This is a genomic window from Xanthomonas sp. LF06-19 (assembly GCF_034105425.1).
In the GTDB taxonomy this organism is placed as follows: domain Bacteria; phylum Pseudomonadota; class Gammaproteobacteria; order Xanthomonadales; family Xanthomonadaceae; genus Xanthomonas_A; species Xanthomonas_A sontii.
Genome location: NZ_JAXGGH010000011.1, coordinates 45,112 through 58,094 on the forward strand (window position 1 = coordinate 45,112; position 12,983 = coordinate 58,094).

Here is a 12,983-nt window from a genome sequence, read left to right on the forward strand (position 1 = left end):
TAATGGGCGAGGCAGGCTTGCTTCCGGACGGTTGCGCACACCGTCGCGGGGGATTCACCTTGGTGGAGCTGATGGTCACGCTGGCGGTGCTGGCGGTGCTGTCTGCGATCGCCATCCCTTCGTTCACCTCCCTGATCAACAGCAACCGGCTGTCGGCGGCTTCTGACGACATCCTTTATGCGCTGCAGTTCGCCCGCAGCGAGGCGATCAAGCGCAACGCGCCGGTGAGCGTCTGCGGCAGCAGCGATGGCGCTACCTGCGGCAGCGCGTCCACCTGGCAAGGCTGGCTGGTCGTGACCGGCAGCGCCGATAGCGTATTGCAGTCCTACAAGGCGCGCTCGCCGCTGGGTGTCACCGGGCCAGTCACGCGCATCACCTATGGCGCCAACGGGACCCTGAAGACCAGCAGCGCCGTGTCGGTCATCGCTTGCATCGCGACAAACCGCCCTGCGGAGAATCAGCGTGCGGTAGCGCCGACCTCCGCCACCCGGGTCGCGGTGAGCAGTGTCAATGGTAGCGGAGCATGCCCGTCATGACTGTTCGCGCGATGGCAAACCGCCGGCGGCAGGCAGGCGTGAGCCTGCTCGAGGTGCTGATCTCCGTCCTGATCCTGGGAGTGACCCTGCTCGGTATAGCCGCGATGCAGGCACGCGCGTTGAACAACGGCCAGAGTTCGTTCGAGAACAGCCAGATGGTCATCCATACCTACTCGATCCTTGAGGCCATGCGTGCCAACCGCAGCGCGGCCACGAGCGGCGCCTACAACCTGGCGATGACCTGTAGCCTGCCCGCGGTCGGTGGCACGCTGGCGTCCGCGGACATACGCGCGTGGCTCGAAAGCATGAAGACCGGGCTCAGCGGCGCCGCCAACGTGTCCACCGATACCACGACATGCGGTTCGATCGCCTGTAACAGCTCGACCTGCACGGTAACCGTGCAGTGGGACGATAGCCGGGGGCGCGCGGTGAATACGTCCACTGCCGGGTCGGCCACAGGCACCGGCAGCAGCACCCGCCAGCTGGTGACGGTGGCCCGGCTATGACTAGTGCCGTCCCGCGCCGCCCTGCTGCCATGCACGGCCTGTCGCTGATCGAGTTGATGATTGCGATGGTGCTGGGCCTGATGCTGGTGGGAGCAGCGATCAGCATCTTCCTGTCCAACCAGCGGGTGTTCCGTACGGTCGAGGGCATGGGCTGGGCCCAGGATGGCATGCAGACCACTTTCGAACTGATGGCACGCGATCTGCGCGAAGCCGGCGGCAACCCGTGCGACGGAACCCTGCCAGTGGCCAATGTCATCAACAACGCCAGCAGCAATTGGTGGACGAATTGGAACTTTCCCGTCGTCGGCTATGAAAACGGCGCATTGAGCGGAAGCGCGAGCGGGACCGACGCCATCCAGGTGCTCACGCTCGATCCCCATCTTGCCAACGTCACCACTGCACAGAGCTCGACCAACATCACCGTGGACGATGCGAGTGGCCTGAGCGCTGGCAACACGGTCATGATCTGCGACAACACCCAGCTGGCGTTGTTCGTGGCTGGCAGCGTGACCGGCAACGTGATAAGCCATGCCAGCAGCGCGAACTGTAGCAACAACAGTCTGAGCGTGCTGCCGGCGGTCTGTTCCAACAGTGCGGTGGCTTACTCCTATGGCGTTAATTCGGTGGTGAGTCGGCTGCGCGGCATCCGCTGGTACGTGGCGAGCAACGCCGCCGGTGGGCGCTCGCTGTATCGCAAGATCGACAATGGTGCGGCTGAGGAGATGGTCGAGGGGGTACAGGACATGCAGATCACCTACCTGACCGCGGGGAGCACTGCCTACCAGGCCGCATCCTCGATCGGCGCCGCCTCTCCCCCAGACGCCGCGTGGGGCAACGTCATCGCCGCGAAGCTGGTGCTGACCGTGCGTGGCGGCAACAAGACCGGTTTCGGTGGTCAGCAACTCGACCGCACCGTCCAGTATGTGGTCAACCTGAGGAATCGCACGCTATGAGGGCGATCGCGCGATCGCACGCCATCGGCCGCCGCCCGCGCGGTATCTCGCTGATCGTGGTGCTGATCCTGATGTTGGTGATGATCGTGGTGGGTCTGGCGGTGATTCGTGGTGTCACGCTGCGCGAGAAAATGAGCTCGAACATGCTCGACCGCAGCCTGGCATTCCAGTCCGCGGAAGCGGCGCTACGGGCGGGCGAGGAAGCGATCAAGACAGCGGTGGCCTCCGGCGGAAGCATCGGGGTCGATTGCAGCGGCGGCGCGTCCTGTCCAATCCCTCCGGCGGGCACCTACACCGACACGGGAACCGGCTGGGTCAATGCAAGTCCTATCCAGTCGATCGGTGCGACGACGCCGCAATACTACGTACAGTACCTGGGCCAACGCACGAGTCGTCAGCAGTTGTCGCTGGGCTACAGCGCCAACTCCAACCAATACGGATCCGGCAGCAGCGCCGTGCTGCAGTCGGTGTATCGGGTGATCGCGCGTAGCCAGGATCCCACGCTGGCCGATGGCCGGTCGGTGGTGGTGCTGCAGTCGAACGTGACTGTCCAATGAGCAAGTCATTTCCCGCGATGGAATCCCGCGATATGAAACCAGGCGATAGCATGCGTCTTGGCGTGGCCAGATCCGAAATAGTGCAGCGCCGGCGGACGCGTTGGCTGGCGTTCGCGACCGGAGTCTTCGCGGCGGTGTGTTCGGGGAACGGCGCTTCGATCGATCTGGGTACGCGCCCGATCTCGCTGCCGACAGACATTCCTGGCGCGCTTACGTTGGTGCCTTCGGTCGAATATCCGACCATCATCAGTCAGGCCAATCTGGGGAGCTACACCAACGCTTCGGAGTATGCGGGCTACTTCGATCCGGTCAAGTGCTACGGCTACAGCTACGACCTCCTCAACGGAATGGCTTACTTCGTGCCGACATCAAAGAACAGTGCGGGCGGACATACCTGCAGTGGTTCGTGGAGCGGCAACTACCTGAACTGGGCGGCCACTCAGACCATCGACCCGTTCCGCTCCGCCCTGACCGGTGGCTATCGCATCATCGACCAGGTCGGGCTGACCGTGCTGCAGAAGGCCCGCCACGACCGCGACAGTGACTTCGCCGACCGCACGATCTCCAGCGCGGTCTCCTCGCTGACGCCGTTGCCGTCGGGCTGGTCCAGCGTCAGGACCCGGGTCAGTGGCCTGGGCCGCGAAATGTGGTTCACCGGCTCGGGCGACCTTCGCACAAACGCCAATAACGTGATCGACTACAACCCGACGTCGCTCATCAAGCCTGATCCGACCAAGGTGTACCGGGTCTTCGTGCGGGTGAAGGTCTGCGATCCGAACATCGGCCTGGAGTCCAACTGCACCAAGTACTCCAGCACCAACTACAAGCCGGAAGGGCTGATCCAGGAGTATTCCAACAAGATCCGCTACAGCATCTTTGGCTACCTCAACGATTCGGACATGAAGCGTGATGGCGGCGTTTTGCGCGCACGCATGAAGTTCGTCGGTCCCAATGCCTATTACCCTGAGATCGACAGCTACAGCAACCCGCGCATGGAGTGGGATCCTGCCACCGGGGTGCTCTACAAGGACCCGGACAGCAAGGCAGACCCCAAAATCGGCGTGGGCGATGTCCATAGCGGCGCACAGATCGACACCAGCGACAGCAACGGCAGCCGCAACAGCGGCGTCATCAACTACCTCAACAAGTTCGAGGAATTGACCACCAGCCCGGCCAAGTCGTTCGATCCGGTCAGCGAGCTCTACTACGCCGCGATCCGCTACTTCAAGAACCTGGGTAACGTCGCTTCCTATTCCACGTTGAGTTCGAACTTGGGCACGGCGAAGGTCCAGGCGGACTATTTCCCGGTGATCACCAATTGGGACGATCCGATCCGTTACAACTGTCAGGTCAATGCCATCCTGGGCATTGGCGACGTGAACACGCACCGGGACAAGAATCTGCCTGGAAATACCGCCTATCGCGACGATGAACCTTCCATGCCTCCCGAGGTCGCCGCCGACACCAGCGTGAACGTCATCACCAGCACGCAGAAGGTGCTGGCCATGGAGGGGCTGAGCACGACGATTTCAAATAGCTGGACTGGCCGAAACAACTCGGCCTTCATCGCCGGTCTGGCCTACGATTCGCACACGGTGGACATGCGTCCGGACGTCCAAGGCAAGACCAACACCACCGGAAGCCAGACCGTGAGCACCTACTGGGTAGATGTGCGCGAGGCGCAATACCTGTACGGCCCTTCCAAGAACATGTACTGGCTCGCTTCCAAGTACGGCGGCTTCGCCGTGCCCTCGGGGTTTTCCCCTTATGCTGCGACCACCACCGGATTAGAGCCTGGCTGGTGGCACACGAATAGCGACACGTTGTCCCCCGACAGTGGCGGCACCTATCCGCGACCGGATAATTTCTACGTGGCCAGCGACGCCAAAAACATGGTCGCCAGCCTGAGGAACGCGTTCTCGCAGATCCTCAAGGACGCCACCGGGTCGGCCGCGGCGCTGGGATCGAATGCGACCGCCCTGGATACCGGTTCGGTGTTCTACCAGGCTCAATACACCGTAGGCAATGCCAATCAGTGGAAAGGCGAGCTGACCGCGTACAAGGTCGATGAAGCCGCCGGTACGCAGACCGCGATCTGGAGCGCCAACGCCAAGCTGCCCGCATATGCGAGCCGCAAAGTGCTGTATGCCAGCAATGGCAGCCTGGTGAGTTTCACAGGAACTGTGGGTAGCCTGAGCAGCGACCAGGTCGACTACATCCGCGGCAGGCGCGACCGGGAAGCGAGTGCGGGCGGCAGCTTTCGCAATCGCCTCGCCGTGCTTGGCGACATCGTCAATTCGCAGCCGCTCTACGTCGGTTCGCCCAACCCGTCGCTCTACAGCGGCAAGAGTTTCTCTGGTGCCGGCGTGTACCCGCAGTTCGCGGCCAGCAACGCCGGGCGGACCCCGGTGGTGTACGTTGGCGGAAACGATGGCATGCTGCATGCCTTCAACGCCAATACTGGCGTGGAACTCTTTGCGTTCGTGCCGACCGAGGCGATCTCCAAGCTCTCTTCCTCCGGCTTTACGTCTCCGACCTATACCCATGCCTATACGGTCGATGGGTTGCTCACGGCGGCTGACGTCTACGTCGGTGGCGCGTGGAAGAGCGTCCTGGTCGGTACGATGGGGCGAGGGGGCAAGAGCGTGTTCGCGCTTGACGTGACCAACCCGGCGTCGCCGAGCTTGCTGTGGGAAGTGAACGACGGCGCCCTGGGCAACGTGCTGGGACAGCCCGTCATCGCCCAGGTCGCCGACGGCTCCTGGAGCGTGCTGCTCGGCAACGGCCCGAACAGTACCTCGCAGAACGCGCAACTGGTGCGGATCGACATCGCCACCGGTACAGTGGCCTCGGTGGACACCAGGGTAGGTGGCGACAACGGTCTGAGCGGTGTCAATGCCTGGTCCTCCGATGGCAGTGGCATCGTCGACAAGGTGTACGCGGGTGATCTGAAGGGCAACCTGTGGCGATTCAGCAAGACCGTTAGCGGTTGGAGCGCCGGCCAGCTCTTCGTGGCAGGCAACAGCAAGCCGATCACTGCCACGCCGCTGGTGGCACGCAACCCTACGACGCTCGACACCTGGGTGTTCGTCGGAACCGGGCGTTACCTCACCAGCGCGGACCTGGCCAATACCGACCAGCAGACCTGGTATGGTCTGATCGACAAGGGCAACACGATCAGCGCGTCCAATCTCAAGCAGATCCGGATCCTGTCCGATACCACCCTCAACGGCTACAATGTGCGTACGATCGAGTCGTCCACCGGTGCCGGCACCAGCGGTTGGTACATGGATTTCTACGAGACAGGCGAGCGCATGGTGGTGGCGAACTACTTCCAGGGGCTTTATCTGGTAGGCAGCACGCGCATCCCGGATTCGAGCGATGTATGCAGCCCGAGCGGCAAGGGATACACGATGGTGATCGATCCCTTCACCGGCGGACGCCTGTCGTCGTCGTTCTTCGACGTGAACGGCGATGGCGTATTCGACAGCAATGATGCCTTGAACGGCGTTCCGGTCTCCGGTATCGGCACCGGCAAGGGATCGAGCGGGTCGACCTTCATCGGTAGCAAGATGATCACCAATCTGGACAACGCCTCGACGGCGTCGATCTCGACCAACGCGTCATCCGGTAAGGTGACGCGGGTGCAATGGAGAGAGCTGATCAATGACTGAATCCTATGATCGCCGTCGGATGGTGGCACCTCCTGGCGTGGCCGGGCGCGGCAATGGCTTCACTTTGGTCGAGCTGATGATCGTGGTGGCGGTGATCGCGATCCTTGCTGCTATCGCGTATCCGAGCTATGTGGCGCATATCGTGAAGGCGCGCCGTGCGACTGCCGCTTCCTGTTTGATGGAACGCGGGCAGGACATGGAGCGCTACTACACCACGAATCTGAGCTACGCATCGGCACCCGACCCGATCCAGTGCGAGGGCGTGACCGATTTCTACACGCTGTCCTTCAATGGTTCGGTCAGCGCCAAGGCCTACAGCCTTCGGGCCGTGCCCAAGGGCGCCCAGCTGGCGCGCGATACCCAATGCGGCACACTCTATCTGAACCAGAAGGGCGAGCGCACCGTGAGCGTGTCGGGTACCGATCCGATGTCCTGCTGGTGAGTGGCGGGTCGCTGCCCGCTGCGGTCTCGGCCAGGGGGCAAGCAGGATGTGGCAGGGCGTGTTGGGGGTGTTGATCTTTGTGCAGTTGCATAGCTACAATGCGCACCCCGCCCGAATAGCTCAGCCGGTTAGAGCACTTGACTGTTAATCAGGGGGTCGTTGGTTCGAGTCCAACTTCGGGCGCCAAATCCGCAAAGGCCGCGAGCGATCGCGGCCTTTGCTTTTGCGCGTCAGTCCGGCGTCCGGCAGGGCATCGATTCGGTCGCTTTTCGCGTGCGGATGCGTCCGGTGTTGTTGACCACCACCGCTGCGCGTAACCGGCCGCGCTCGCAGATGTTGACGGTCAGGTTGCTGCCGGCGCTGCGTCCATCGGGCAGGAAGCGGATCGAGGGGCGGCCTTGGTTGGAGCGCAGTACCAGTTCGCCGGCGCCCGGCGCGCTGCCTTCGCTGAGGATGCTGTCCGGCGCGATCGGCTGGCCTTGCCGTTCCGGGTCGCGGAACACCAGCCAGCCCTGGCTCCAGTCGCTGTCGCCGCGGCAACTGCCGTCACCGTTGGACGGGCAGGCGCTGACCGGGACGCCGAAGCTGATCGCGCTGCTGCGTGCCAGGGCGAAGTGCGCGCTCAGCTGGTGCGTGGCCGCCGTCAAGCGCTGGTTCGCCAGTAGCTCCCGGAATGCCGGCAGGCCGATGCCGGCGAGCAGGCAGATCACCGCCATCACGATCATGGCCTCGAGCAATGTGTAGCCTTTGGCTGCAGCGTTCCGCATGTCCGTCGTCTCCCGGTGCGAGGTCGCCAGTCTCGCGGCCGGGCGGCAGGGCTTGAATGAGGGGGTTGTGCGTTCCCATGTAGGAAATCTCCCCGGCGCGGGGTCGGCCGACACTGTCGGCCTCGCTCTTCACCTTGAGGCTTGTGCATGTCCGACCGTTTCCAACTCGTATCGCCGTATTCGCCGGCCGGCGACCAGCCGCAGGCGATCGAGAAGCTGGTGGCCGGCTTCGAGGCCGGCCTGGCCAAGCAGACCCTGCTCGGCGTGACCGGGTCGGGCAAGACCTACACCATTGCCAACGTGGTCCAGGCGATCCAGAAGCCGACTCTGGTGATGGCGCCGAACAAGACGCTGGCGGCGCAGTTGTACGGCGAATTCAAGGCGTTCTTCCCCAACAACGCGGTCGAGTACTTCGTCAGCTACTACGACTATTACCAGCCCGAGGCCTACGTGCCGTCCTCGGACACCTTCATCGAGAAGGACAGTTCGATCAACGAGCACATCGAGCAGATGCGCCTGGCCGCGACCAAGACCCTGCTGTCGCGGCGCGATGCGCTGGTGGTGGCGACGGTCTCGGCGATCTACGGCCTGGGCGCGCCGGAGGACTACCTGTCGCTGCGGCTGATCCTGTCGATCGGCGAGCACGTGGAGCAGCGCCAGTTGATCCGTCACCTGACCGATCTGCAGTACACCCGCAACGAGTACGAATTGCACCGCGGCAGTTTCCGCGTACGCGGCGAGGTCATCGATGTGTTCCCGGCCGAATCCGACAGCGAGGCCTTGCGCATCGAACTGTTCGACGGCGACGTGGAGCAGCTGACCCTATTCGATCCGCTGACCGGCGAGACGCTGCGCAAGCTGCAGCGCTACACGATCTACCCCAAGACCCACTACGCCACCACCCGCGAGCGTACGCTCAGCGCGGTGGACACGATCAAGCTGGAGCTGAAGGATCGGCTTGAGCAACTGTACGCGCAGAACAAGCTGGTGGAGGCGCAGCGGCTGGCGCAGCGTACCCAGTTCGACCTGGAGATGATGGCCGAGGTCGGCTTCTGCAACGGCATCGAGAACTACTCGCGGCATCTGACCGGCAAGGCGCCGGGCGAACCGCCGCCGACCCTGTTCGACTACCTGCCGCCGGACGCCTTGCTGGTGGTGGACGAGTCGCACGTCACCGTGCCGCAGATCGGCGCGATGTACAAAGGCGACCGCTCGCGCAAGGAAACCCTGGTGGAATTCGGTTTCCGCCTGCCATCGGCCCTGGACAACCGGCCGCTGCGCTTCGAGGAATGGGAGGCGCGCTCGCCGCGCAGTATCTACGTCTCGGCCACGCCGGGGCCCTACGAGTTGCGCGAGTCGGCCGGCGAGATCACCGAACTGGTGGTGCGCCCGACCGGGCTGATCGATCCGGAAGTGGAGATCCGGCCGGTGGCGACCCAGGTCGACGATCTGCTGTCGGAGATCAACCTGCGCGTGGCCGATGGCGACCGCGTCCTGGTCACCACGCTGACCAAACGCATGGCCGAGAATCTCACCGAGTACCTTGGCGAGCACGGGGTGAAGGTGCGCTATCTGCACTCGGACATCGACACGGTGGAGCGCGTGGAGATCATCCGCGACCTGCGCCTGGGCAAGTTCGACGTGCTGGTCGGCATCAACCTGCTGCGCGAGGGCCTGGACATGCCGGAGGTCTCTTTGGTCGCGATCCTCGATGCCGACAAGGAAGGCTTCCTGCGCTCCACCGGCTCGTTGATCCAGACCATCGGCCGTGCCGCGCGCAACCTGCGCGGCAAGGCCATCCTCTACGCGGACAAGATGACGCGTTCGATGCAGGCCGCGATCGACGAAACCGGCCGCCGCCGCGAGAAGCAGGTGGAGTACAACCTGGAACACGGGATCGTCCCGAAGTCGGTGGCGCGCCCGATCGTGGACATCCTGGAGGGCGCGCGCGAGGACGCGACCGAGGCCAAGTCGGGCAAGGGCAAAGGCAAGGGCAAGGCGCGCCGGGTCGCGGAAGAGCCGGCCGACTACCGGGCGCTGGCGCCAGCGGAGATCGCCGCGCGGCTCAAGGCGCTGGAGCAGGAGATGTACCAGCACGCGCGGGACCTGGAGTTCGAGGATGCGGCGCGGGTGCGCGACCAGATCAAGAAGCTGCGCGACGCCAGTCTGGTCGGCTAGGCGGGCCGCAGCGGCGCCCGATCGGAAGGTGGGTATTGTTCTTGTCCGCCAGGTGGGCTAAGATTCGCGCCCCTGCAGCGGTGCGCCGCGGCAGAGAAGGGCGGTTAGCTCAGCGGTAGAGCACTACCTTGACATGGTAGGGGTCACAGGTTCGAACCCTGTACCGCCCACCACGACGCGAAGAAGCGAACGTGGAAACGACAAAGCCGGCAGACGCCGGCTTTTTTGTGTCTGCGCTCACGCCACCGGGTGCGTTCGGATGCTGGCCGCGCGGCCGGGCTTGCTTTAGCATCCGAGCGGACGATCAGGCGAGGAGGCCAGGCGCATGGTGGAATACCATCATACGGTGCAAGTCAAAGGACGCTACCAGCTCGTGGCGTTGACCCGGGAGCCGGACTACAGCCCGGCCAACGTGGTGGGCTATACGGTCACCACCGACGGCGGTGCGCGGGTGGATCCGCACGACATGTCGTGGGACGAGGCGCGTGTCTTCCTGGACACTCTGGTCGAGCGCGATCGGGACGCGGTCAGCGCGGAAAAGAAGCCCTCGCGGAACAAGCCGAGCACGCGGCAGCGTCGCTAGCGCGCCTGCACGTCTGGGCGGTCGCAAGCCCACCAGCAGTACTCGCCGGGCAGGACGTGCCGGAGTCCCGGGCATTGCGCAGGCGCCATTTGGGGTCTGGCGCTTGTGACGGGCCGACCTCCCTGGCCAAGCGCCGTTTCCGGTCGATGCCGTGCTTGCAGGTCCCCCCGACGCGCACACCACCGACGCAACTCCTCTCAAAGCGCGGAACTCGCTCTAGAATGTCGGCCAGGATGGATCAGGGAGGATAGGGCTTGTCGAATCGTAAACTCGTTGCGGCGGCGCTCGTCGTCGTGCTCACCGCCGTCTGTGGCTATTTCCTGTCCGGCTACCTGGTCCTGCTGCTGCTGAAGCTGGACACGCGGATGTTCGGGCTTGGCACCTACTACCAGTACGTTCACGCCATCGGCTTGCCGGAGGTGGCTCCGTACGTCGGCAAGATCAAATGGGCCGGCTACCTCGGCTTCGGCTTGCCCGGCCTGGTGGCCCTGCTGATCCTGGTACTGATGTTCAGGCCGCCCAAGCGCAGCCTGCATGGCGACGCGCGCTTCGCCGGCGCGGCCGACCTGTCCAAGCATGGGCTGTTCAAGACCAGCGGCGACGGCATCGTGGTCGGCAAGTTCCGCGGCAAGCTGGTGCGCCTCAGTGGCCAGCAGTTCGTGATCCTGGCGGCCCCGACCCGGTCGGGCAAGGGTGTGGGCGTGGTCATTCCGAACCTGCTGGAGTACCAGGAATCGGTGGTCGTCCTGGACATCAAGCAGGAGAACTTCGATCTGACCAGCGGCTGGCGCGCCAGCCAGGGCCAGGAGGTGTTCCTGTTCAATCCGTTCGCCGAGGATCGTCGCACCCATCGCTGGAATCCGCTCAGCTATGTCTCCGACGATCCGGCGTTCCGCGTCTCGGACCTGATGAGCATCGCCGCCATGTTGTATCCGGATGGCTCCGACGACCAGAAGTTCTGGGTCAGCCAGGCGCGCAATGCGTTCATGGCGTTCTCGCTGTACCTGTTCGAGAACTGGGACGACGAGCGCAACATCGGCTTCCCCGGCGGTCTCGGCACGCCGACGCTGGGCGCGATCTACCGTCTGTCGTCCGGCGACGGCACCGACCTGAAGAAGTACCTGAAGTCGCTGTCGGAGCGGCGCTTCCTCAGCGGCAACGCCAAGTCGGCGTTCTCCAACCTGCTGTCGCAGGCGGACGAGACCTTCGCCTCGATCATGGGCACGCTCAAGGAGCCGCTCAACGCCTGGATCAACCCGGTGCTGGATGCGGCCACCAGCGACAACGACTTCCTGCTCACCGACCTGCGCAAGAAGAAGATGACCATCTACATCGGCATCCAGCCCAACAAGCTGGCCGAGAGCCGCCTGATCATCAACCTGTTCTTCAGCCAGATCATCAACCTCAACACCAAGGAGCTGCCCAAGAGCAATCCGGCGCTGAAGTATCAGTGCCTGCTGCTGATGGACGAGTTCACCGCGATCGGCAAGGTCGACATCATCGCCTCGGCAGTGTCATATATGGCTGGCTACAATGTCCGCCTTCTGCCGATCATCCAGAGCATGGCGCAGCTCGATGCCACCTATGGCAAGGACATCTCGCGGACCATCATCACGAATCATGCACTGCAGATTCTCTACGCTCCGCGCGAGCAGCAGGATGCCAACGACTACTCCGAGATGCTCGGCTACACCACCTTCCGCAAGAAGAACGTCACCCGCGGCAAGGATGTGACCCGAAGCGTGTCGGAGGAGAAGCGGGCGCTGATGCTGCCGCAAGAGTTGAAGGCGATGGGCAACGATCAAGAGGTGTTCTTGTACGAGGGCATTCCGCATCCGGTGAAGTGCGACAAGATCAAGTACTACAAGGATCGCTACTTCACCGCGCGGCTGCGTCCCAAAGTCGATATTCCGACACTCTCGATATGAAAGTGTGACGAAAAACACCTATTTTTTGGGCTTATTTATCATTTGAACGTTTTTTTGCCAAATGCTTGACGTGGGCATGCCCCTGCGGCACATTCTCGCGAGTATGGCGGTGCGTTGGTAACAGAAACAGGAACAGGGGCGTGGGCCGAACGGCGCACGTAAGGGGTGACATGGAAGGTTTGCTGTCAAATTCCGTTTTCTTCGGCGCTGATCGCGCGGCCTCGGATACGTCCCGTTGTCTGCCGCAGATCCGTGCCCGCGCCGTTCCCGGCGCCTTCCTTGCCGCGACGCGCGTGTCGTGCCGTCGCGTCGAACTTCGCCATCCAGCAGTGGGCCGCCTGCGCGCCGCCCGCTCTCTATACGTTTCCGCAATTCAGAGGCTCGCGTGAAAAGAACGCATATGTTTCGGCTGATCGCTACGTTGAGTGCCGTCGCGCTATTGAGTGCCTGTGCAACCAGGCCGGCACCCGATTTCCGTGGCAAGTGGAAGCCGGTCAACCGTTTCTCCGAGTCGACCATGGAGATCCCGCTGTACTCGTCGTACGTGTATCAGGCGATCCCGATGGACGGCACGCTCAAGACGATGCTCGAGCGCTGGGCCAAGGATTCGAACATGCAACTGTCCTACGGCATCCAGTCCGATTACACGCTGTATGCCCCGGTCGCCAAGATCAACACCACCAGCATCCAGCAGGCGGTCGCCGAGCTGAGCGTGGTCTATGCGCAGGAAGGGCTGAGCGTGACCGCGGCGGGCAATCGCATCCTGGTGCAGCCGTCGTCGTCGCTGAGCGGCGCGCCGGCAGCCAGCGGCAGCGCGAAGTGACGTCACCGTCGGCCTGCACGCTGCGCGCCGACAGCC

The 12,983-nt window shown here is 63.5% G+C and carries 12 protein-coding genes and 2 tRNA genes; 12 read left to right on the forward strand and 2 right to left on the reverse strand.

From position 1 onward, the window contains the following. Positions 1-2: 2 nt before the first annotated feature. The 7 genes from SLW55_RS18835 (at position 3) to SLW55_RS18865 (ending at position 6,854) form a co-directional block, all read left to right on the forward strand. The gene (locus SLW55_RS18835; protein ID WP_226980654.1) at positions 3-536 is read left to right on the forward strand and encodes a GspH/FimT family pseudopilin; all 534 of its coding nucleotides are present in this window, start codon (positions 3-5) and stop codon (positions 534-536) included. 11 nt (positions 537-547) lie between these two features. Further along, complete coding sequence (gene pilV / locus SLW55_RS18840) at positions 548-1,042, forward strand: type IV pilus modification protein PilV (protein WP_320745552.1); 495 nt, start codon at positions 548-550, stop codon at positions 1,040-1,042. Then, positions 1,039-1,995 (forward strand): PilW family protein, encoded by a 957-nt coding sequence (locus tag SLW55_RS18845; RefSeq protein WP_295915971.1) that lies wholly within the window; start codon positions 1,039-1,041, stop codon positions 1,993-1,995. The genes pilV and SLW55_RS18845 overlap by 4 nt, the downstream gene beginning before the upstream one ends. Next, positions 1,992-2,552, forward strand: a complete 561-nt coding sequence (locus SLW55_RS18850; protein ID WP_152182735.1) for a PilX N-terminal domain-containing pilus assembly protein — start codon at positions 1,992-1,994, stop codon at positions 2,550-2,552. The genes SLW55_RS18845 and SLW55_RS18850 overlap by 4 nt, the downstream gene beginning before the upstream one ends. Next, positions 2,549-6,226, forward strand: a complete 3,678-nt coding sequence (locus SLW55_RS18855; protein WP_320745544.1) for a PilC/PilY family type IV pilus protein — start codon at positions 2,549-2,551, stop codon at positions 6,224-6,226. The genes SLW55_RS18850 and SLW55_RS18855 overlap by 4 nt, the downstream gene beginning before the upstream one ends. Further along, positions 6,219-6,668 carry a type IV pilin protein gene (locus SLW55_RS18860; protein ID WP_320745545.1) on the forward strand — a complete coding sequence of 150 codons (450 nt, stop codon included), beginning with the start codon at positions 6,219-6,221 and terminating at the stop codon, positions 6,666-6,668. Before SLW55_RS18855 ends, SLW55_RS18860 begins: the two co-directional genes overlap by 8 nt. A 109-nt stretch (positions 6,669-6,777) precedes the next feature. Beyond that, a tRNA-Asn gene (locus tag SLW55_RS18865) sits at positions 6,778-6,854 on the forward strand. Between the two features lie 44 nt (positions 6,855-6,898). Here SLW55_RS18865 and SLW55_RS18870 read toward each other — a convergent pair. Next, positions 6,899-7,435, reverse strand: coding sequence for a Tfp pilus assembly protein FimT/FimU (locus tag SLW55_RS18870; RefSeq protein ID WP_320745546.1), 537 nt, complete (start codon positions 7,433-7,435; stop codon positions 6,899-6,901). A 147-nt stretch (positions 7,436-7,582) separates the two neighbouring features. On the opposite strand from SLW55_RS18870, the gene uvrB reads away from it, so the two are divergent. The 4 genes from uvrB (at position 7,583) to SLW55_RS18890 (ending at position 12,124) form a co-directional block, all read left to right on the forward strand. Further along, entirely contained in the window at positions 7,583-9,613 is a 2,031-nt protein-coding gene (uvrB, locus tag SLW55_RS18875; protein WP_017916129.1) for an excinuclease ABC subunit UvrB, read from the forward strand. A 98-nt stretch (positions 9,614-9,711) separates the two neighbouring features. Further along, positions 9,712-9,786: transfer RNA gene (locus SLW55_RS18880), tRNA-Val, on the forward strand. Positions 9,787-9,938: 152 nt separating this feature from the next. Next, positions 9,939-10,196 (forward strand): hypothetical protein, encoded by a 258-nt coding sequence (locus SLW55_RS18885; protein ID WP_017907229.1) that lies wholly within the window; start codon positions 9,939-9,941, stop codon positions 10,194-10,196. Positions 10,197-10,450: 254 nt separating this feature from the next. After that, the gene (locus tag SLW55_RS18890; RefSeq protein ID WP_026143628.1) at positions 10,451-12,124 is read left to right on the forward strand and encodes a type IV secretory system conjugative DNA transfer family protein; all 1,674 of its coding nucleotides are present in this window, start codon (positions 10,451-10,453) and stop codon (positions 12,122-12,124) included. A 185-nt stretch (positions 12,125-12,309) separates the two neighbouring features. Here the strand turns inward: SLW55_RS18890 and SLW55_RS18895 are convergent, their stop codons facing one another. Then, positions 12,310-12,447, reverse strand: a complete 138-nt coding sequence (locus SLW55_RS18895) for a hypothetical protein (protein WP_157835126.1) — start codon at positions 12,445-12,447, stop codon at positions 12,310-12,312. Positions 12,448-12,524: 77 nt separating this feature from the next. Here SLW55_RS18895 and SLW55_RS18900 point away from each other — a divergent pair, with 77 nt between their 5' ends. Continuing rightward, on the forward strand, positions 12,525-12,947 hold the full coding sequence (locus SLW55_RS18900; RefSeq protein WP_017916128.1) for a hypothetical protein: 423 nt from the start codon (positions 12,525-12,527) through the stop codon (positions 12,945-12,947). Positions 12,948-12,983: the final 36 nt, after the last annotated feature.